This window comes from Citrobacter sp. MGH110, from assembly GCF_001037515.1.
In the GTDB taxonomy this organism is placed as follows: domain Bacteria; phylum Pseudomonadota; class Gammaproteobacteria; order Enterobacterales; family Enterobacteriaceae; genus Citrobacter; species Citrobacter portucalensis.
The window spans coordinates 2819420-2839452 of record NZ_KQ089830.1 but is presented as its reverse complement, the minus strand read 5'-3'; the positions used below and the strand labels follow the sequence as shown (position 1 = coordinate 2839452).

Genomic DNA, 20033 nt, shown 5'->3' with positions numbered 1-20033 from the left:
GTGATTACCGTTACTGGTAAGTAATGGTGAACGTGGTTGGTGAATAGAAATCACCGGCAGTAATACCAGAAAGGGCAGCACCTTGAACGGCTACCATACGTGCGCTGAGTGGGTAATCTACAGGCGTTGTTGTGGTGGCGCTGCTCAGATCAACGGTCTCTGGGTTTTTATTATAACAGTGGAATTGCACGCTATCTGTACCTCCAGGTGTACTGGTTGTCCAGACCTCAACACCGGTTTTGCTCGCTTTTGTGCTCGATGTTGAAGAGTTTGCAAATGCTGCCTGATTTGAGTCACCGCCAGAACAACCGACGTTATTTGGTGATAAAGTAACGGTCGCAGTTTTGTCCTTTAATCCCGCGCATTCACTAAAGCGCAGCTTAAACGGTTTCACTTTTGTTTTTGCAAAAACTTCAGAGATATAGACATTACCAAAGGCAATGGTGTTGGTAGCGGTCTCGCCGTCAACCACCGATGCCGCACAGGTACCGGCGGTGATATTTGCCTCTACGGTTAAGTCCAACTGTGCAGTACCATCAGCCTGCGCCATGGTGGAAACGCCCGCCCCCATCGTTGCCAGTGCGCCAATCATTAACCCGCGCAAAAGTTGTTTTTTCATTATCATCGTCCCTGTTATTGATAAGTGAAGGTGAAGGTCGCTTTAGAGCTGAATGCACCGGTGGTACCTGCGCCATCCGTCAGTTCGCGCAGCGCCACTGTCATTTCGACGGCGTTGTTAGTACGTTCTTCAGGGGTCCAGGTGAAGGAACCAGAACCTGGCTTCATATAGGTTTCATCACTGACGCTTTTACGTTTAAAGCCCATACCGATATTGGTGGCGGCACCTGAATCAGCGGATTCATTTTTAATGAAGTTACCGCTGGCAGAGGTCGAGGTTGCCAGTGCTGTGGTGATACTGGTCAATGAACCGGCACAATCGCTGGCGACGAACTTAAAGTTCTTCTGCGATTCAGCTGATTTCTTAATGATCTTATCCAGACCAACATCGCCCACCGTTAACTTATAGCCGTTGGTGGCATCGCCAGAAACCGATGAGCCATCCAGGGCCGCAATGGTCATGCTGCAGGTGGTGGCCAACACGGTGGCGGTGAAGTCGACGTTAAGTGTTTCCGCCTGACTGGTCAGCGGAAAGAGTACCGCGAGTACGGAGGCAGCTAAAAAGCGCTTATTCCTTTTCATTGGGGATTCCATTTGTATTGTGGTTAGTGACACGACACGTAATGTTGTCTAACAGTAGGGTCTGGCTGGAGCCGACCGTTTGTTGCGTTGCTGGCAACAGGAAGGTTGCCGTACAGGTTGCGGGTTGGTTATTTTCAAACCAGCGCACCGTAAGTTCGCCGTTATCGCTAATACCGCGGACAAAAGCCTGGCCGCCCTGGCCCATATTGCCGATCTGTACATTGTTCTCATAAACTTCGGCGCCGAATGGGATCGTCTGGTGATCGCTGCGCGTCATGTTGAGAATGGCTGAACGTCCTTCATCGGTTTCGAAACTGGCGAAAACGACCGCACCATCGCGTGGTACCAGTGTGGTACTGGTGCTCTTCAGCTCGACGTCGTTATCCATCGTGTCGATGTCGAGATTGACCTGGTTTTCCCGGTAGGCCGTCAATGAGTTCGTTGCGCCATAACCCCAGCGATCAATTGTGCTGCTTCCACCGTTAATCCGAGCGCCTTTAGCGCCAGGCGCTTTCACCAGCACAATGGCATCGCTGTTGCCAAAGTTGTCGTTGGTAAACGTTAAACCACCGCTGTGCAACACAAAACCGCCGTCAGTGGAGAGCGAATACTGACGATTACTGTCGTTATTCGCCGAGGCGGATGCTGAAAGATCTCCCCATGGGGACTGATAGCTGGTATATCCACCAATATCGGAGATGTTTTTCCCCTCTTTTTGCATGGTGTAGCCTGTATTCACGCTGTAGTTCAGCTTATTGTCTTCGCTGCTGCCGCTACTGTTCATGCTGAGCTGGTGCCCACCGTTAAAATCGGTACGCATCTGGGTGCTCAAGTTGCTGAATCCTGAGCGGCGACGTTCACCACCCAGCAGGTTCTCCAGCGGAATATTGAAGTTGATATAAAGCGAATCATCCTTATCGCCTTCTTCATCCCAGGTGCGCTGCAGGTTGATACTCATGCTGCCCCAGGAAAATCCTTTGCCATAACCCAGGCTGTAATCGCTGCGGCTCTCGTTGCTTGCCCAGTAGTCGGTCCAGGTGGCTGACAGATAAAATGAACCGTAATCAACCTCAGCGGACTGCAAAGGTTGGTTCATGCTGACGGTGACCTGATTCTTCATACGCGAGAAGTTATTCATGGTATTGCGTTCTGCGTCAGTACCTTTGAATTTGGCATCGTCGATTAGCTCTAGCGCGTCATTCAGGCCCAGGTAGTCTCGCGTCGAGTAGCGATAGGCCGCGACGTTGAACGACGTATCGGTCGCCTCAATCAGTTTGTTCCAGGTCAAGCGATAGCTTTGGCCTTGATAGGTATTGTCGTCAGGGATATCTGCGCGTGAATGGGTAACGTCAACCGCCAGTGCGCCAAAGGGTGTATTCAGACCCAGACCGAGGAGTCCAGCGAAATAGTCGTTGTCCGTTGCCTGAATACCGGTGTAGGCCGTCAGAAAGTTGTTCAGACCGTAGTAGTATGAGCCCTGAGCCAGGTTTGGTTTGTCATGAAGTTCGTCGTTATTGACTTCCCCGACGCTCACGTCCCAGCGTCCGACGCCCGGGCGCTGCATCTGCATGACCGAAGAAAACGGCTGGGAGAAAGTACGTTTACTGCCATCAGCTTCTTCGATGGTGACGATCAGGTCGCTACCGTAGCCGGAAGGGCTGATATCGTTGATCTCGAAAGGTCCCGGCGGAACGGTCGCTTCATAAATCTTATAACTGCCCTGAGTCACGGTCACTTTGGCGTTAGTGTTGGCGACGCCGCGGATAATAGGCGCATAGTTAGCCAACTGTGAAGGCAGCATACGCGTGTCGCTATACAGACGTGCCCCGCGGATGTTCACCGAGTCAAAGGTTTCGCCAGTGGTATAGGCTTCGCCGACAATCAGCTGTGAGCGTAGTGCCGGGAGGTCGCGCTGCAGATAACGGTTCTGGTATTCGAAATTGCTGCCGCCGTCCTTCGCCCAGTTGTAGTTACCACTGGCACGAAGACGCCATGCACCGAGATTGATGCCCGTATTAAATGCAGCATACAAGCTATCGCTGTCAGTATCGTGGTTGGTGCTGTGGTAGCCGTTAAGGGTATAGGAAAACAGGGCTGCCGGGATGCCGCTTTCCCACAAGGAGGGTTCGACATAGCCAGAATAACCTTTAATGAGCCACGCCTGAGGAACGGAAATATCCAGGCGCTGCTCACCCATATCAAAGCTTACGTTTGACTGCTCGATAAGTGCAGGTAGGTTTAAGCAGTCATCCCCATCTTCATCGCCTTTTTTCAGAATAGCGTGTTCGTTGCCGATCTCAGGCTGCTTAATGTGCAGCTGTGCCAGATTCTTCGATGTCAGGCAGGCTTGTGCGCTATTTTTACCGACATCAACAAAGGGTAGGGTCAGGCTTGCTACTGATTTCTCGTTGACGAAAACTTTCACACTGTAGGTTCCCGCTGGCGTAGGGTTGCCGTCGGAATATTTACTGATATCGATACTAGCCGCGCTACTTCCCATTAAAAATGAGCTGTCGTACTCGACGCTTTCTGCGGCAAAACCGGGCTGGCTGTAAAGCAGTGCACAGCACATCGCCAGTAGCGTTTTTTTCGGCATCGATTCGGTATAAGGAAAGTTTTGCACCGTCTTTTGCATCCTGCGTTTTGATTAATCGATTACAGTGAAACAGAGCCTTCGATCATGCCGCCATAATCGTTAATGGCGTGGTAGTCCAGTTTGCCTGATACGGTATTTTGTAGACCTTTGACGTTAAAAGAGGCATTGCTCAAAGGCGCAACCATGGTGGCATCAACGGTATAGCGCTTCCCGCCAACCGTAACGACAGCATCATTAAATGAAACGTAGTAAGGTGTTGGGTTATTAACCTTTAGCGTCGTATGACCTTGTTCATTCCCCATCTGCCACTTCAACTGTTTGGTGGCTTCTGCAGGTGAACCCTGTAAACCGGCAGGGCGGTAAAACAGTTTGATACGAGTGCGGAAAGCTAACTGCAGCAAACTTTTGTTTTCTTCTTTGTTGGCGTCTGCTTTTGGCGGTACTTCCAGCACGTTAAACCAGAACACGCTTTCACGGTCTTTTGGTAATGCTGTGGTTTGGGTAAACATTACTTTCACGGATTGACCGTGCTTTGGTTCTATACGTGAAACGGGAGGAGTGGAGACGAATGGGGCCTTAATACTGCCTGGATCGGCATTATCATTCCCGAGATCAATCCAGTTTTGCACCAGCAGCGGTCGGGTACCTTTATTTTCCAGGCGGATACTGACATCTTTTTTATTTTCATCATAAATGATGCGCGTGCCGGAAATGATAATATCGGCATGACTGGTATTACTCAATAAGCTTCCTGCTAGTACCAATGTGGTAAGCGTTTTCTTAAAATTCAACATGAGCATTCCTTGCCAGTGGATGATTTGGTGTTCTTAATTTAAGAAACGAGGTGCGATAGTAATCGTAATTCTCACCTCGTTATTACAAGCTGTGTTAATGACAAACGGTGTAATAATTCCGGTTAATGCTATTAACGCGCTTTTTTGTATACTTATTTCATCAGTAAAGCGTTAATGCTTACTGATAAGTAAAGGTATACATTGCGTTAGTGGTAACGTGACCTGGGGTTACGTCATCACTCAGTACTGCTTTCACATAGGAAGCTACAAAGTGGTAGGTAGCGATTTTGCTGGCATCGAAGGTGGCTTCGTGAACGTCTGCACCGTCAACTTTCATCAGCGTTTTGGTGTCTGCATCGTGAATCGCGATGTTTACGTTCTTCGCAGCAGCCATGCCGGCGGCAGTCAGGTTGGTGTCGTTATCCAGCGTGCCTTTGGTGTTACCAAAAGAAGAGACCATTGACAGACTGGCCTTAGTTCCGGTGGTCACTTCGGATGCATCTTTACAGTTCAGAACGATGGAGAAAGGTTCTGCTTTTGCGCCGTAAGTAGCATCAGCGACTTCAGTGGTGATATCCGCCGGGGTTGCGGTTTCCAGATAGATATTGCCATCAGTGGATTCATCACCACGGCTGGTGGAAACGACTTTAGAACAGGTTGTAGCACTGACTAAACCGTGAAAATTAAGCTGACCGCCTTCTGCATCCGCTGCCATTGCTGAAGTTGAGCCCATTGCCATAACCATAGCTACTGCCAAAATTGCTTTTTTCATTACTGTATCCTTACAGGATTTGAAATATTAGATAATTACTACTTTGCTATATTAAATAGCAGGGGCATATTCTAGCGGTTAGTAATGTTTTGTAAAATAACTTGGGTCTATGATTTTTATAAAATCATTTTATTTTAAAATTATTGTAGGAGGGCTTTCTTTGTTTTTTGAAATATATTTTTATGGGATATAGGTTTGTGTGATAAAGCGCAAGGAACAAACAACTACTGGTCTTTAATAATAATTGTTTTGCATGGATGATGTCTGAGTAGTATGTGTTAATTAGATTTACTGAAAGGAAAATGTAGTTTAATTAATTTGAGTGAGGCTTTTCATAATTAATTTATTATATAACGCGGTTACCATTGCGCCGGACGAGGAGTGGTTTGCTGGATGAAAAACGCAAGTGGTTGTTTATCGTCTGGAAAGATAAGATCCGGCGCGATTTCAGCGAGCGGCCACAGCATAAAACCACGGTTTTTCATGTCGTAGTGCGGTACGGTCAGACGTTCGGTGTTAATCACTTCATCGCCAAACAGCATAATGTCGAGGTCCAGCGTTCGTGGTCCCCAGCGTTCGGCTTTGCGCACCCGGCCCTGCTGTAACTCAATGCGTTGGGTGTGATTGAGTAATTCTTCCGGCGCAAGGGTGGTTTCCAGTGCGACGGCGGCGTTCAGGTAATCGGGTTGATCCTGTGGGCCTAATGGTGGCGTACGGTAAAATGAGGAGACAGCCACGATTCGGCTGTCAGGGATTTCCCCGATCGCTTTCACGGCAGCATTAACCTGCTCCAGAGGGGAGGCTAAATTACTGCCGAGGGCGATATATACCCGTCGTTTTTCAAGCTGCATCTGTGTCACCGCCTTGATACGACTCGAAATTTGTTGGGTATACGTGATAGGTCATGCGGAGCCTTCACGGCGTGGCGCGCGTTTACGCGGGCGACGATGGCGACGACGTGTGTCTGGCTCTTCATCCAGCTCGTTCAGCATGCCTTTTTGTTCTGGCGGCGCAGAAACCTGGAATTCACCCCACCATTTCGCCAGTCGCTGCAATTCCGCGTTGTGTTCGACTTCAGCACGCAGCGCTAACAGGTCGTAAGCTGCGCGGAACTTTGGATGCTCCATCAGCTTCCAGGCGCGTTTGCCCTGGCGACGGGACATACGTAACTGCAACTGCCAGATATCGCGGGTCAGTGAGGTCAAACGTTTCGGGATCGCCAGCGAGCGGCAGGCTTCGTCCAGCACGTCGTTCATTGCCAGCGCGAAAGCGTCGTAATAGGCCAGACCGCTTTCTTGCGCAATTTTCTGTGCGGCTTCCAGTAAAGGATACCAGAACATGGCAGCAAACAAGAACGCCGGGTTAACGCGCATATCATTGTGAATGCGGTTATCGGTATTCTTCAGTACCTGGGCAATGATGCGTTCCATCGGGCTGTCACCGTCTTCGGTGAAGTAGCGCGTAATGGTTGGGAACAGCGGTTGGAACAGGCTGTACTCACGCAGTTTTTTATAGGTTTCGTACCCATAGCCCGCCTGTAACAGCTTGAGCGCTTCTTCAAACAGGCGTGCAGGAGGAATATCGTTAAGCAAGGTAGCCAGACGTGGGATCGGCTCTGCGGTTTCCGGGCTGATACGCATGTCGAGCTTGGCGGCAAAGCGTACGGCGCGCAGCATACGCACGGGATCTTCGCGATAGCGCGTTTCCGGATTACCGATCAGGCGAATGATGCCCTCTTCGAGATCCTGCATTCCCCCAACGTAATCACGTACGGTGAAATCGGCCACGCTGTAATACAGGCTGTTAATCGTGAAATCACGACGCTGTGCATCTTCTTCGATGGAGCCGAAGATGTTGTCACGCAGCAGCATACCGTTTTGCCCGCGCTGCGATGTTGTGCGATCGGATTCGCTGCCTTCATGATGGCCGCGGAACGTCGCCACTTCGATAATTTCAGGGCCGAACATGACATGGGCCAGACGGAAACGGCGACCGACCAGGCGACAGTTACGAAACAGTTTACGCACCTGATCCGGCGTTGCGTTAGTGGTGACATCAAAATCTTTCGGTTTTTTGCCCAGCAAAAGATCGCGTACACCACCGCCAACCAGCCATGCCTCGTATCCGGCCTTATTGAGCCTGTACATTACCTTCAGGGCATTTTCACTGATATCTTTGCGGGAGATAGAGTGCTGCTCACGCGGAATTACCGTCATATGTGGACGGGCGACGGCGAGCTCAGCCTCGCGCTCCTCGCGGCTTAGCACCTTGCGGCAAAAATTAGCGACTCGGGTAAAAATAGTGCACCTCGGTAGTGTCAAACTTCAATCAGAACAAGTGTTGCTGTGTAAAAATAGCGGCTAATCATAGCTCAGCATGATGCATTTGAGAATGCCGGATTTAAGATCGCCGATTCAGGCACTGCTGTCAGACGCCAATTCTCAACGGCAAACTCCAGGATCTGATCAACCTGCATATCCTGCCACGGGATATCGGCACGCTGGCCGAGAAAGCGCAGCGCGGCAATAATCACCGGACGCGGATCGCCTTGCGGCAGCGCAGGTGCATGATTTTGTTTTGAAAGTTTAGCGCCTTGTTCGTTGAGCGCCAGCGGAAGATGAATATAGTCAGGCGCTTGCCAGCCAAACTGCTGATACAAAGAGATTTGCCGCACCGTGGGTTCGATAAGATCGGCGCCGCGTACAATCTCCGTTACGCCCTGAAAGTGGTCATCTACCACTACCGCGAGGTTATAGGCAAACAGCCCGTCGCGGCGGTGAATAATAAAATCTTCACCAGCAAGCTGCGGGTCAGCCTGAATCACACCGCGTAGCAGGTCAGTAAACTGCATCACCGGGTGACGTTGCTTTATGCGGACTGCCGCCTGCTCTGGTCCGAGGCGTAACTCACGGCAGTGGCCGTCATAAATACCGCCGACGCTTTGAATACGCGCCCGCGTACAGGTGCAGTAATAGCTCAGATCCTGTTGATGTAACCAGGCGAGCGCCTCGCGGTAGGCATCATGACGTTGGGATTGCCATAAAATATCGCCATCCCAGTGCAGTCCGTAATGTTCCAGCTGACGCAGAATCGTATCTGCAGCACCGGGAACTTCACGAGGGGGGTCAATATCTTCAATGCGCACTCGCCAGATTCCGCGCTGTGCGCGGGCCTGCAGGTAACTCCCGAGGGCGGCAATTAGTGAACCGAAATGCAGTTCGCCAGAAGGGGAAGGGGCGAAGCGGCCTATATAGTGTGAATCACTCATTTTGCGGACTAACAAATAATAAGGCGGGAGAAGCTCCCGCCTGTAGTAAACGTGGTAAAAATGACCGGAATTAACCTGCCATTTGTTTTTCGCGGATTTCTGCCAGCGTTTTACAGTCGATGCACAGATCGGCTGTCGGACGCGCTTCCAGACGGCGAATACCAATTTCTACGCCGCATGATTCGCAGTAGCCGAAATCTTCGTCTTCTACTTTCTTCAGCGTCTTCTCGATCTTTTTGATCAGTTTGCGCTCACGGTCACGGTTACGCAGCTCAAGGCTGAATTCTTCTTCCTGTGCGGCGCGGTCCACCGGATCAGGGAAGTTAGCCGCTTCGTCTTGCATATGAGTTACGGTGCGATCGACTTCATCCCTAAGTTGATTGCGCCATGCCTCAAGAATACGCCTGAAGTGCGACAGCTGGGCTTCGTTCATATACTCTTCGCCCGGTTTCTCCTGGTACGGCTCCACCCCAGCGATGGCGAGAATACTCAGGGACGATGTTTTACGGTTTTGCCCTTCTTGCATGTTGCTTCTCCTTAACACGCACTATCGATCCCCATGTTCGGGGGAAAAATCAGGTCGCTATAAATAGCAGATGCTTTTCCGGATAGCAATTATCTAAACGTAACACTTGACAACCCTGTGAGGAAAAGCGTATTTGCCCACGCGCCCAGAATACTAATTGACCAGATATTTACACCATTACAAGGTAATGGGCAACGGCTCTTTAAGAGTCATACCGTGGGCAGAAAGTTCCGCTTTATAAACCAGAATTTCAACCCCCTTAAGCTGTGCTTCAACTAATAATTGCGCATATTTTGCATCGATATGGCGCGCGGGTGAAAACCGTGTAATGGCTGAATGTAGCACGGCGAAAAATATCACTGCCCGCTTGCCTTCAGCCGCTACGCTCATCAATTCCCGAAGATGCTTCTGACCTCGTTCAGTGATGGCATCGGGAAAATAACCCTGCTCTTTTTCCGCCAACGTGACTGATTTCACTTCAATATAGCAGTCAGGTCGGGAATCTGCCTGTAACAAAAAGTCGATGCGGCTCCCTTCGGCTCCGTATTTTACTTCACTTTTCAAAGTACTGTAGCCTGAAACTTCCGAAATTAACGCCTGCTGAATCGCCTCTTTCGTTAATCTGTTGGCCCACAGCGTGTTAACACAAATAAATTCACCGGATTGGGTTTGCGTTAATTCCCAGGTATGTGGATATTTGCGTTTAGTATTTTCTGATGTCGAATACCAAACGGTGTCACCTGGCATTGCGCATCCGGTCATTGCACCGGTATTTGGGCAGTGTAGCGTTAACGCTGTGCCATCGGGTGTGATCACATCCGCTAAAAAGCGCTTATAGCGCTGAATGAGCGTTGCAGGTTGTAAAGGTGGAGAAAATTGCATAAGCAGTCCCTTTAATTATTCAGTCAGCGTCCAGTGTTGCAGCGGCGTATAACGCGTGCGTCCTCGTGAGAATGAGGAGGAGTAAAGTGCGAACTCCGTTACCGGAAATGACCAGCCGAAGCCCGGTGGAGGGATTGGAACCGCGTGACCGGCATCGCGCAGCAGCGTGATATGCGGGTGAAACGGCTGCGGGCTTTGATAGCACCCGCTGCGCGCGGCCTGCGCCCGTAGCATATTCGCCAGTTGCAGCAACCCGCGCGGCGGCTGACGCATACCCAGCCACACGACCCTGGATCGCAGCCATTGCCCGGCATCATCGAATTTGAGCGTGAAACCTGGCTGGCGAATACGCCCCGCGAGCTGCGACAGCGCCTGTTGCTTCTCAGTGCTGACGTCGCCTAAAAAGGCCAGCGTCAGATGCAGATTATCAGCCGCGACGGGGCGACCCGCTTCAGGGGGGAACTGCGCGGCCCGCCAGTGGATTAGCTGCTCCCGAACCCCGGCTGGCAATTCAATCGCAAAGAACAGCCTTTTTGGCTCAGACATGATGGATACTCGGTTATGAATTAACGCGATGCTACAATGCAGCGCGAAGAATGTTAACCCTCTGGAGCCATTTGTGACGTCGTTGCCCGTTGCCGCTGTAGTGCCTGAACTGCTTACCGCCCTTGATGCCTCGCCGCAGGTTCTGCTGACGGCGCCGACCGGTGCCGGGAAATCGACCTGGCTGCCGTCGCGACTTCTTGAGCATCGCGGTATTACGGGGCGGATTATTTTGCTGGAGCCGCGCCGCCTGGCAGCGCGCAATGTGGCGCAACGATTAGCGGAATTGCTGAACGAAAAGCCTGGTGAAACCGTGGGCTATCGCATGCGCGCACAAAGTTGCGTAGGGCCGCAGACCCGGCTGGAAGTGGTAACAGAGGGCGTCCTGACGCGGATGATCCAACGCGATCCTGAACTGACAGGCGTCGGGCTGGTGATCCTCGACGAATTTCACGAACGGAGTTTACAGGCTGATCTGGCGCTGGCGCTATTGCTGGATGTGCAGCAAGGGCTGCGGGACGATCTGAAACTGTTGATTATGTCCGCCACTCTGGATAACGGGCGTTTGCAGCAGATGTTGCCCGATGCGCCGACGATCGTTTCTGAAGGCCGCGCATTTCCCGTTGAGCGGCGGTATCAGCCGTTGGCGGCGCATTTGCGTTTTGATGAAGCGGTGGCGATAGCGACGGCGGAGCTATTGCGCCATGAAGGTGGGTCACTGCTGCTGTTTTTACCGGGTGTGGGCGAAATCCTGCGTGTACAGGAGCAGCTGGCTACGCGTGTAGGCAGCGATGTTGTGCTGTGTCCACTGTACGGCGCGTTAACGCTTTCCGAGCAGCGTCAGGCGATTGTGCCCGCGCCGCAAGGCAAACGCAAAGTGGTGCTGGCCACCAATATTGCTGAAACCAGCTTAACGATCGAAGGCATCCGGCTGGTGGTGGACTGCGCCCAGGAACGCGTGGTGCGCTATGACGTGCGTACCGGTCTGACGCGACTGATTACCCAGCGCATCAGCCAGGCTTCGATGACTCAGCGCGCGGGACGTGCGGGTCGTCTGGAGCCCGGTATTTGCGTGCATCTGCTTGCCAAAGAGCAGGCAGAAAGAGCGGCAGCGCAGGGGGAAGCGGAGATATTGCAGAGCGATCTGTCCGGGCTACTGATGGAGTTGCTGCAATGGGGATGTACCGAACCTGAGCAACTGAACTGGCTGGATACGCCGCCCGCCATCAACCTGCAGGCGGCAAAACGGCTGTTGCAGATGCTGGGCGCGCTTGAGGGCGACAGGCTCAGTGCCCGCGGGCAGAAAATGGCGGCATTGGGTAACGATCCTCGTTTAGCGGCGATGCTGGTCGGTGCCCAAAATAATACCGAAGCGGCTACGGCGGCAAAACTGGCCGCGATTCTGGAAGAGCCGCCGCGCGGTGGAAGTACCGATCTGACCGTGGCGTTTTCACGAAATCAGCCCGCCTGGCAGCAGCGCAGTCAACAGTTGCTGAAACGGCTTAACGTTAGCAGCGGGCAGCCTGACAGCACGCTGCTCCCCTCATTGCTGGCGCGGGCGTTTGCCGATCGGATCGCGCGTCGACGCGGGCAGGAAGGGCGCTATCAGCTGGCGAATGGCATGGGCGCCATGCTGGATGCCGATGATGCCTCAGGACGCCATGAATGGTTGATAGCGCCACTTTTGTTGCAGGGCAGCGCTTCGCCAGACGCGCGTATCTTGCTGGCTCTGCCGCTGGATATCGAGTCGCTGATGCAGGCATGTCCTGAGCTGCTGCAACAGTCCGACACCATCGAATGGGATGAAACCCAGGGAACGTTAAAGGCATTGCGTCGGTCGCGCATTGGTCAGCTCACGGTAAAAGTACAGCCATTGGCCAAACCCTCGGAAGAGGAGTTGCATCAGGCGATGTTGAATGGCATTCGCGATAAAGGGCTAAGTGTGCTCAACTGGACGCCGGAAGCCGAGCAGTTTCGACTGCGTCTGCAATGTGCGGCAAACTGGTTGCCAGAGTATGACTGGCCCGCGGTAGATGAGGATTCTCTGCTGGCGTCGCTGGAGACCTGGCTGCTGCCGCACATGGGCGGTGTGCACTCGTTACGCGCATTAAAAGCACTCAATGTGGGACAGGCGTTGCGCGGTTTACTGGACTGGTCAATGTTGCAACGTCTGGATAGTGAGCTGCCTGCGCATTACACTGTGCCGACGGGAAGCCGGATTGCCATTCGCTATCATGAGGATAATCCTCCAGTATTGGCAGTTCGGATGCAGGAAATGTTTGGTGAAGCAAAGACTCCAACCATTGCCCAGGGGCGCGTGCCGCTGGTGCTGGAGCTGCTGTCTCCGGCCCAAAGACCGCTACAGGTGACGAGCGATCTGAGCGCGTTCTGGCAGGGATCGTACCGCGAGGTGCAAAAAGAGATGAAAGGGCGTTATCCCAAACATGTCTGGCCGGACGATCCGGCGAATACCGCGCCAACGCGGCGCACCAAAAAGTATTCGTAATGTAACTGTAGGCCGGATAAGGCGTTATGCCGCATCCGGCGAAAGAGCGGTAATAATTGAGAGATTTCTTCTTCTGTCGCAGGACGGAAGAACAGAGAATCGGGCCCTTGCGCCTGAATGTTGCGGAGAAAAAGCATGGCGGGGAATGACCGCGAGCCAATTGGACGTAAAGGGAAACCCTCGCGTCCGGTGAAACAAAAGGTGAGCCGTCGTCAACTCAGAGATGAAGAGTATGACGACGATTATGATGATGATGACTATGAGGATGAAGAACCGATGCCGCGTAAGGGTAAAGGCAAAGGGCGTAAGCCTCGTGGTAAGCGCGGCTGGTTCTGGCTGCTGGTAAAACTGTCGATTGTCTTTTTGGTGCTGATCGCCATTTACGGCGTTTATCTGGACCAAAAAATTCGTAGCCGTATTGATGGCAAAGTCTGGCAGCTTCCTGCGGCAGTTTATGGCCGTATGGTTAACCTTGAGCCAGAAATGCCTATCGGCAAAAACGAGATGGTGAAGCTGCTGGAGGCCACGCAGTATCGTCAGGTGACGAAGATGACGCGTCCGGGCGAATTTACCGTACAGGCGAAGAGCATCGAGATGATTCGTCGTCCGTTTGACTTCCCGGACAGTAAAGAAGGGCAGGTGCGTGCGCGTCTGACCTTTGACGGCGATCATCTGGACACCATCGAGAATATGGATAACAACCGCCAGTTCGGTTTCTTCCGTCTCGATCCGCGTCTGATCACCATGCTCTCTTCACCTAACGGTGAGCAGCGCCTGTTTGTTCCGCGTAGCGGCTTCCCGGATCTGCTGGTGGACACGCTGCTGGCGACCGAAGATCGTCACTTCTATGAGCATGACGGTATCAGTCTCTATTCCATTGGCCGTGCGGTGCTGGCGAACCTGACAGCTGGTCGTACGGTACAGGGGGCCAGTACGCTGACTCAGCAGCTGGTGAAAAACCTGTTCCTGTCCAGCGAACGTTCCTACTGGCGTAAGGCCAACGAAGCCTATATGGCGCTGATCATGGATGCGCGTTACAGCAAAGACCGCATTCTTGAGCTGTACATGAACGAAGTCTATCTCGGCCAAAGCGGTGATAACGAGATTCGCGGCTTCCCGCTGGCGAGCCTCTATTATTTCGGTCGTCCGGTAGAGGAGCTGAGCCTCGACCAGCAGGCGCTGCTGGTGGGGATGGTTAAAGGGGCGTCGATCTACAACCCGTGGCGTAACCCGAAACTGGCGCTGGAGCGTCGTAACCTGGTTCTGCGTTTGCTGCAACAGCAGCAGATTATCGACCAGGATCTGTATGACATGCTGAGTGCGCGTCCGTTAGGCGTACAGCCGCGTGGTGGGGTGATCTCCCCGCAGCCTGCCTTTATGCAGATGGTGCGTCAGGAGCTCCAGGCGAAGCTGGGCGATAAAGTTAAAGATCTCTCCGGCGTGAAGATTTTCACCACCTTTGATTCCGTGGCGCAGGATGCCGCAGAAAAAGCGGCGGTGGAAGGCATTCCGGTACTGAAGAAACAGCGTAAGCTGAGCGATCTGGAAACCGCGATTGTGGTCGTTGACCGCTTTAGTGGTGAAGTTCGCGCCATGGTCGGCGGAGCAGAACCGCAGTTTGCGGGCTATAACCGTGCGATGCAGGCGCGTCGTTCGATTGGTTCTCTGGCCAAGCCTGCAACCTATCTGACCGCGCTCAGCCAGCCGAAGTTGTACCGCCTGAATACCTGGATTGCCGATGCGCCGATTGCGCTGCGTCAGCCGAACGGCCAGGTGTGGTCACCGCAGAACGATGACCGTCGCTATAGCGAAAGCGGCAAAGTAATGCTGGTGGATGCGTTAACGCGTTCAATGAACGTGCCAACGGTAAATCTGGGGATGGCGCTGGGCCTGCCTGCTGTAACCGATACCTGGTTGAAGCTGGGTGCGCCGAAAGATCAGCTTAACCCGGTTCCGGCCATGCTGCTGGGTGCGTTAAACCTGACGCCAATCGAAGTGGCGCAGGCGTTCCAGACTATCGCCAGCGGTGGGAACCGCGCGCCGCTGTCGGCGCTGCGTTCGGTGATTGCCGAAGATGGTACCGTGCTGTACCAGAGCTTCCCACAGGCCGAGCGTGCTGTTCCGGCGCAGGCGGCGTATATGACGCTGTGGACTATGCAGCAGGTGGTTCAGCGTGGTACGGGTCGCCAGCTTGGCGCGAAGTATCCGGGTCTGCATCTGGCAGGGAAAACCGGGACCACCAACAACAACGTGGATACCTGGTTTGCTGGGATCGACGGCAGCCAGGTGACCATCACTTGGGTGGGCCGCGATAACAACCAGCCAACCAAGCTGTACGGTGCCAGCGGCGCGATGTCGATTTATCAGCGTTATCTGGCCAACCAGACGCCAACACCGCTGGTGTTGACGCCGCCGGAGGATGTGGTGGATATGGGCGTAGACTACGACGGTAACTTCGTTTGTAGCGGCGGGATGCGCACGCTTCCTGTATGGACCACCGATCCGGATTCACTGTGTCAGCAAAGTGAGATGCTGCAGCAGTCGGGTAATCCGTTCGATCAATCTTCTCAGCAGCCACAGCAACAGCAGCCTCAACAGCAGCAACCGCCGCAGCAAGAGAAGAAGGACGGCGATGGCGTAGCCGGTTGGATTAAAGAGATGTTTGGTAGTAATTAATTCAGTAGTAAATTAGACCTAAACACCCGCTATTAGCGGGTGTTTTTATTTCTGGGTAAAATGAGTTTTATTTTTTTCATGATGTAATTGTATTGATTTAATTTTAATTAAGAACAGATTAAGTAAAATAAATGTTTGCAAAAAACATTGGAAATTAAATGGTTAACTTCTTTTATGATGTGTGAAAAATTGCAGGCTATAGACAGTCTCTCCGGTGGTTTGATTTAATCCGCGAGTGAACACTATACACGATTCATTGTATTGATTTGATGAAGGGATTTCAGAAGATCATGTTTTTTGCATATCTTTATTCTTTTCTCTCCGTGCTCACCCTCAATATTTCTCGCCAGTAATTTATTATTGGCAATGGGACTTTGTCATTCAATCGTTCTGATTAAGGGATTCTAATGAATAAAAAGCTTCTTACTGTGCTGATGGCCGGAAGCCTGATTGCCGCTGTAAATACTTCTGCATTTGCAGAAGATACGGGTAAGGTAGAGTTTTCTGGCCGTATTGTTGCCGACACTTGCGTTATTGATGTCGATGGCGCAGGAGCAAATACCGTGGTGACTTTTGCTGATGCTTACCCGGAGAATTTTGGTTCAGATGGGGCAATTGGCCCGACAAAAGATTTCCAGATTTCTTTGGCTAAATGTGACCCTGCCATAGCAAGTTTAAACCTGAGGTTCAGTGGTGACACTACTGACGGCGAGAATTTACGCCTGAAGAACGACCTTAGTGATGCGAGTGCTGCAAAAAATGTGGGTATTACCGTGACCAATAATAATGGTGGTAACACTGACGTTGTGTTTGATGACTCCGTTCCGGCATCAACCACGGATGTGGCGAATACTGGCGATGAAGCGACGCCTTCTATTTTCAACTATACCGCGAAAGTGATTCAGATTGGTGATGAACAACCGACTGCAGGTAAATATCACGCCTCCGCGAATTTTACCGTGTTCTATCGTTAAGTATGACAGGCAGCCCTTCAGGGCTGCCTGACCAGGGAGTATTGCGGGTGAAATTATATGCGCGAATTTGTTTTGCCATCATTGGGCTTATTGCCATAAATGCACAGGCCAGCATTGTCCTGGGGGGAACTAGAATCATTTACCCGGAGAATAAAAAAGAAGTACAGATATCTATTAAGAATAAAGAAGATGCCAATAAATATCTGATACAAAGCTGGGTAACAAAGACAGATAACACAAAAGCGCCTTTTATTATCACTCCGCCGATTTATAAAATGGACGCTAATGGCCAGGCTCTGCTGCATATCGTCTTTATTGGCGATAAAGGATCGCTACCACAAGACCGTGAATCGATGTTTGTTGCCAACTTTAAATCTGTTTCGGCTATGCCTGATGAATTAAAAGATAAAAATACGTTGCAGTTTGCGATGAAAACACAGCTGAAACTTTTTTGGCGGCCAGTGGGTCTTAAAGAATCGGCCGCTGCCGGTGCGTGGGAAAAATTACGGTTTAGCCGTCAGGGTTCTCAATTAACCGCAAAAAATCCAACGCCATTTCATATTTCGTTATTAGAACTCTCTGTTGGCGGAAAGCAGGTAAAACCTCTCGCAGACAGTTCTGTACCTGAGTCATTGTCAATGACGGTTCCTCCCTTTGGGGAACAGATATTTTCAATACCTGCAACTGCAGTAGGTGATGTGTCATGGGCTGCAGTGAATGACTATGGTGCTGCAACGGTGAAAAAGCGCCAACAACTATAAACGCAATGACGCGTATGGGTAAAAATTAAAGGGACTTTATTATATGCAGCCTTATCCTTTGCGATCTTGCCGACTCTTTTTGCTCAACAGCATTACGCTGGCATTATGCTCATTTTTGCACCCAGCGAGTGCTGAAGATGAATTCAATTTGCATATTCTGGAACTCGGTACACCGTTAGAGAATACGTCAACACTGGAAACCTTTTTGCAAAATAATGGGTTACAGCCAGGAACTTATTTGACTGAAGTTGTGTGGGATTATGATCGCATTGATAAGCGAAATATTACATACGTACTATCGCAGGATAAGACGCAGTTACTCCCGCAGTTCAGCAAAGGGGATCTCAGAGAGCTGGGGGTGAAGGTTGATAGCCTTCCCGGCTTGAAATCATTGGCTGATACGGCTCCAGTTGGCGACATCGCCCAGTACATATCGGGAGCAAAGTTTGATTTTCAACTCGATAGCCAAACTCTTTTCGTGCGGATCCCGCAAATTTATCGCGACCAGCAAGTCGCTGGCGCTATCCCTATTAAAGACTGGGACGATGGCATTCCTGCGGCATGGAGCAGCTATTACATTAGCGGCAACCGCCAGCAAGTAAATGGCGAGAACGATAACTCGAACTGGGCAAGCCTTAATTCCGGTCTAAATCTTGGCGCCTGGCGGCTTCGTAATTCAAGTACCTACAGCAATTCGGATGGCTGGAATGCGATCAGCACCACGCTGGAGCGGGATATTAAATTTCTGCAAAGTCAGCTTGAAATTGGCCAGACATATACCAACGGCGAACTGTTTGACAGCGTACAGATGACAGGGGTGAAGCTGGAAACCGATACCAGCATGTTACCCAATAGCTTACAAGGGTTTGCGCCTGTTGTGCGCGGAATTGCCAATAGCGATGCAAAAGTAACGATTAAGCAAAATGGCTACACGATATACCAGACTTATGTCTCCAGCGGCCCCTTTGAAATCAGAGATCTCAGTCAGGTAACAGCAGGGTCAGATTTACAAGTTACCGTTAAAGAGGCTGATGGAAGCGAGCATTCGTTTATTCAGGCAAGCGCTTCGGTACCCATCTTACAGCGTGAAGGTGCGCTGAAATATAGCCTTGCTGGTGGAAAATACCGCGATAGCGATAACGGCGAGGAACCTGGGTTTGGTCAGGCGACGGTAATCTACGGCATGCCTCATGGCATTACGCTGTATGGCGGAGCGCTCGAAGCATCAATTTATCGTGCCGGTTTGGTCGGGGCAGGGGCCGATCTCGGTGAACTTGGTTCTGTGTCTGTAGATGTTACTGCGGCCAGAACTCAGTTTGACGACGGGCGTGGTAATGCCAATGGTTTATCCTGGCGCGCACAATATTCCAAAGACTTTTCTGCAACAGATACCACGGTGACGCTGGCCAGTTACCGTTATTCCACTTCTGGTTTTTATACCTTCCAGGAAGCACTCGATCAGCGCGATAGAGGTGAAGATGATGGAATCTACAATTACCGTAAAACAAACAATCGTCGTAGCCGTTTACAGTTGAGTATGTCGCAATCATTGGGCTCTGTCGGGTCTGTGTATATCAATGGTTATCAACAAGATTACTGGGATATGAGTGGGCATGAGCGCAGTGCCAGTATGGGATTCAGCTCCAGTTGGCAGGACATCACCTGGTCTGTGAACTATAGCCTGACAAAAACACCAAACAGCGATAATGACCAGCAGGTTGCATTTTCCGTCAATATTCCTTTGTCACGTTGGCTGTCAAACAGTTGGGCGACCTACAACCTAAACAGCGCTAAAAATGGCAATACCGTGCATCAGGTTGGGATTGGCGGGACTGCGCTGGAAGATAACAACTTAAGTTATAACCTGCAGCAAAGCTATACCGATCACGATACTGGATATGGTGCGAGCATGACGGGGCGTTATCGTGGCTCATACGGTGAAATTGGGGCGAACTATAGCTATGCCAAAGATAGCAAACAGTGGAACTACAGCGCGCAAGGATCCGTCGTCGCACATCCTTATGGTATTACGCTGGGGCAATCTGTCCAGGATGCTTTTGCTATTGTCCATATTGACGAGGGAGCAGATGTTAAAGTCCAGAATATGCAAGGTATTTATACTGACTACTGGGGAAATGCGGTCGTACCATATTTAACTAATTATCGTCGTAATACCGTCACGGTGAACAGCGGGGAACGCGACGATCTGGATATCGAAAAACCGGCCAAAGATGTCGTACCTACGAAAGGGGCAGTTGTCGCAGCTAATTTCTCTGCCCGCCAGGGTATTCGCGCCTTATTAACACTTCACCATGGATCGAGTTTTGTGCCTTTCGGCGCGGTACTGTCAATTGAGGGGGGCTCCTCAATAGTCGGAGATGGTGGCGAAGTTTATCTGACCGGTTTGAAAGGTAATGTACCGTTTAAAGTACAGTGGGGTAGTGCTCCAGAACAACGCTGCGAAGGAAATGCACAGATCCCGGAAGATATCGAGTCCTCTATTTACCAGGCTGCGGTTGAGTGTCGATAGTGTAA

16 protein-coding genes are annotated in these 20033 nt (G+C 51.3%); 5 read left to right on the top strand and 11 right to left on the bottom strand.

What is annotated here, in order from left to right; translation table 11 throughout:
• Positions 1-10: 10 nt before the first annotated feature.
• From SK38_RS13445 to thpR, 11 genes are all read right to left on the bottom strand, one after another.
• On the bottom strand, positions 11-619 hold the full coding sequence (locus SK38_RS13445) for a fimbrial protein (RefSeq protein ID WP_048236115.1): 609 nt from the start codon (positions 617-619) through the stop codon (positions 11-13).
• Positions 620-633: 14 nt separating this feature from the next.
• Positions 634-1200 carry a fimbrial protein gene (locus SK38_RS13440; protein ID WP_048236114.1) on the bottom strand — a complete coding sequence of 189 codons (567 nt, stop codon included), beginning with the start codon at positions 1198-1200 and terminating at the stop codon, positions 634-636.
• A complete protein-coding gene (locus tag SK38_RS13435) occupies positions 1187-3796 on the bottom strand; it encodes an outer membrane usher protein (RefSeq protein WP_048236487.1) in 2610 nt (869 codons plus the stop codon). The genes SK38_RS13440 and SK38_RS13435 overlap by 14 nt, the downstream gene beginning before the upstream one ends.
• 59 nt (positions 3797-3855) lie before the next feature.
• Positions 3856-4590 carry a fimbrial chaperone gene (locus SK38_RS13430; RefSeq protein WP_008786240.1) on the bottom strand — a complete coding sequence of 245 codons (735 nt, stop codon included), beginning with the start codon at positions 4588-4590 and terminating at the stop codon, positions 3856-3858.
• A gap of 178 nt (positions 4591-4768) precedes the next feature.
• On the bottom strand, positions 4769-5362 hold the full coding sequence (locus SK38_RS13425) for a fimbrial protein (protein ID WP_048236113.1): 594 nt from the start codon (positions 5360-5362) through the stop codon (positions 4769-4771).
• Positions 5363-5721: 359 nt separating this feature from the next.
• A complete protein-coding gene (folK, locus tag SK38_RS13420) occupies positions 5722-6213 on the bottom strand; it encodes a 2-amino-4-hydroxy-6-hydroxymethyldihydropteridine diphosphokinase (RefSeq protein WP_008786242.1) in 492 nt (163 codons plus the stop codon).
• A gap of 51 nt (positions 6214-6264) precedes the next feature.
• Positions 6265-7662: a polynucleotide adenylyltransferase PcnB gene (gene pcnB, locus SK38_RS13415; protein WP_204354956.1), complete on the bottom strand. Its 1398-nt coding sequence runs from the start codon at positions 7660-7662 to the stop codon at positions 6265-6267.
• A gap of 71 nt (positions 7663-7733) precedes the next feature.
• Complete coding sequence (gene gluQRS / locus SK38_RS13410; RefSeq protein ID WP_048236111.1) at positions 7734-8630, bottom strand: tRNA glutamyl-Q(34) synthetase GluQRS; 897 nt, start codon at positions 8628-8630, stop codon at positions 7734-7736.
• A 70-nt stretch (positions 8631-8700) separates the two neighbouring features.
• Positions 8701-9156 (bottom strand): RNA polymerase-binding protein DksA, encoded by a 456-nt coding sequence (gene dksA / locus SK38_RS13405; protein WP_003829221.1) that lies wholly within the window; start codon positions 9154-9156, stop codon positions 8701-8703.
• 177 nt (positions 9157-9333) lie between these two features.
• On the bottom strand, positions 9334-10038 hold the full coding sequence (gene sfsA / locus SK38_RS13400; protein ID WP_008786246.1) for a DNA/RNA nuclease SfsA: 705 nt from the start codon (positions 10036-10038) through the stop codon (positions 9334-9336).
• Between the two features lie 15 nt (positions 10039-10053).
• Complete coding sequence (gene thpR / locus SK38_RS13395; RefSeq protein WP_048236110.1) at positions 10054-10584, bottom strand: RNA 2',3'-cyclic phosphodiesterase; 531 nt, start codon at positions 10582-10584, stop codon at positions 10054-10056.
• Between the two features lie 73 nt (positions 10585-10657).
• Between thpR and hrpB the strand changes: the two genes are divergently transcribed.
• From hrpB to SK38_RS13370, 5 genes are all read left to right on the top strand, one after another.
• Positions 10658-13087 carry an ATP-dependent helicase HrpB gene (hrpB, locus tag SK38_RS13390; RefSeq protein WP_048236109.1) on the top strand — a complete coding sequence of 810 codons (2430 nt, stop codon included), beginning with the start codon at positions 10658-10660 and terminating at the stop codon, positions 13085-13087.
• Positions 13088-13222: 135 nt separating this feature from the next.
• The gene (gene mrcB, locus SK38_RS13385; RefSeq protein ID WP_048236108.1) at positions 13223-15763 is read left to right on the top strand and encodes a bifunctional glycosyl transferase/transpeptidase; all 2541 of its coding nucleotides are present in this window, start codon (positions 13223-13225) and stop codon (positions 15761-15763) included.
• A gap of 407 nt (positions 15764-16170) precedes the next feature.
• A complete protein-coding gene (locus SK38_RS13380; RefSeq protein WP_048236107.1) occupies positions 16171-16737 on the top strand; it encodes a fimbrial protein in 567 nt (188 codons plus the stop codon).
• 47 nt (positions 16738-16784) lie between these two features.
• Complete coding sequence (locus tag SK38_RS13375; RefSeq protein ID WP_048236106.1) at positions 16785-17498, top strand: fimbrial biogenesis chaperone; 714 nt, start codon at positions 16785-16787, stop codon at positions 17496-17498.
• Positions 17499-17541: 43 nt separating this feature from the next.
• Entirely contained in the window at positions 17542-20028 is a 2487-nt protein-coding gene (locus tag SK38_RS13370) for a fimbria/pilus outer membrane usher protein (RefSeq protein WP_048236105.1), read from the top strand.
• Positions 20029-20033 lie beyond the last annotated feature (5 nt).

Excerpts from the sequence above, each read along its gene's own strand:
- SK38_RS13445 (WP_048236115.1), bottom strand. The coding sequence starts at position 619 with ATGAAAAAACAACTTTTGCGCGGGTTAATGATTGGCGCACTGGCAACG.
- SK38_RS13440 (WP_048236114.1), bottom strand. The coding sequence starts at position 1,200 with ATGAAAAGGAATAAGCGCTTTTTAGCTGCCTCCGTACTCGCGGTACTC.
- SK38_RS13435 (WP_048236487.1), bottom strand. The coding sequence starts at position 3,796 with ATGCCGAAAAAAACGCTACTGGCGATGTGCTGTGCACTGCTTTACAGC.
- SK38_RS13430 (WP_008786240.1), bottom strand. The coding sequence starts at position 4,590 with ATGTTGAATTTTAAGAAAACGCTTACCACATTGGTACTAGCAGGAAGC.
- SK38_RS13425 (WP_048236113.1), bottom strand. The coding sequence starts at position 5,362 with ATGAAAAAAGCAATTTTGGCAGTAGCTATGGTTATGGCAATGGGCTCA.
- folK (WP_008786242.1), bottom strand. The coding sequence starts at position 6,213 with ATGCAGCTTGAAAAACGACGGGTATATATCGCCCTCGGCAGTAATTTA.
- gluQRS (WP_048236111.1), bottom strand. The coding sequence starts at position 8,630 with ATGAGTGATTCACACTATATAGGCCGCTTCGCCCCTTCCCCTTCTGGC.
- dksA (WP_003829221.1), bottom strand. The coding sequence starts at position 9,156 with ATGCAAGAAGGGCAAAACCGTAAAACATCGTCCCTGAGTATTCTCGCC.
- sfsA (WP_008786246.1), bottom strand. The coding sequence starts at position 10,038 with ATGCAATTTTCTCCACCTTTACAACCTGCAACGCTCATTCAGCGCTAT.
- thpR (WP_048236110.1), bottom strand. The coding sequence starts at position 10,584 with ATGTCTGAGCCAAAAAGGCTGTTCTTTGCGATTGAATTGCCAGCCGGG.
- mrcB (WP_048236108.1), top strand. The coding sequence starts at position 13,223 with ATGGCGGGGAATGACCGCGAGCCAATTGGACGTAAAGGGAAACCCTCG.
- SK38_RS13380 (WP_048236107.1), top strand. The coding sequence starts at position 16,171 with ATGAATAAAAAGCTTCTTACTGTGCTGATGGCCGGAAGCCTGATTGCC.
- SK38_RS13370 (WP_048236105.1), top strand. The coding sequence starts at position 17,542 with ATGCAGCCTTATCCTTTGCGATCTTGCCGACTCTTTTTGCTCAACAGC.